The sequence below is a fragment of the Citrobacter sp. wls826 genome (assembly GCF_005281245.1).
GTDB lineage: Bacteria > Pseudomonadota > Gammaproteobacteria > Enterobacterales > Enterobacteriaceae > Citrobacter > Citrobacter braakii.
In genome coordinates, this window is record NZ_SZWS01000024.1 from 141383 (window position 1) to 142026 (window position 644).

The window sequence follows — 644 nt, forward strand, 5'->3', positions numbered from 1 at the left end:
ATCCGCTGTGCTGGCTGGTCGTGCTTAGCGTGACGAACTGGCAATTTATTGGCACGCCGACGTTTAGCGGATTACAGAATATCATTGGCGTGTTTCATGACGCGTTATTCTGGCAATCGATGTGGAACGTGTGCCGTTTTTTAATGTGGTATATCCCGATTGTCTTTCTTGCCTCGCTGCTGTTTGCCGCGGGATTACGAAAAATTAAGTACGGGAAAAGTTTTATTGCCCTGAGCTTTTTACTGGCGAATATCTCTTCGGGGGTGGCCTATTCCATCGTCTTTGCAAAACTGTTCAGCGAATACGGGCCGGTCAATCAATTTTTACAGGCCAGTTTCGGCATCTCTGTGCCCTGGTTTACCAACCCTGACTGCGCCATGTTATCCATTGCGTTAATTGTCACCTGGAAATTCGTCGGTTATTACGGGCTGATTCTCTATTCCGGAATGGTGGCGATCCCCGCGGATATTTACAGCGCGGCGCAGTTGGATAAAACCGGGAAGTTTAAGCAAAGTTGGGCGATTACCCTGCCGATGATGAACGCGCAAATCGTGATGGTGATGGTGCTGGCGATTACCGTGGCGTTCAGCATCTTTACCGAGCCGTATCTTATCACCGGCGGCGGGCCGCTCAACAGCACCACC

1 protein-coding gene is annotated in these 644 nt (G+C 50.3%); it reads left to right on the forward strand.

Annotated elements, in window-relative coordinates; translation table 11 throughout:
• On the forward strand, positions 1-644 hold a 644-nt coding region (locus FDW87_RS05750), incomplete at both ends, for a carbohydrate ABC transporter permease (RefSeq protein WP_252363027.1).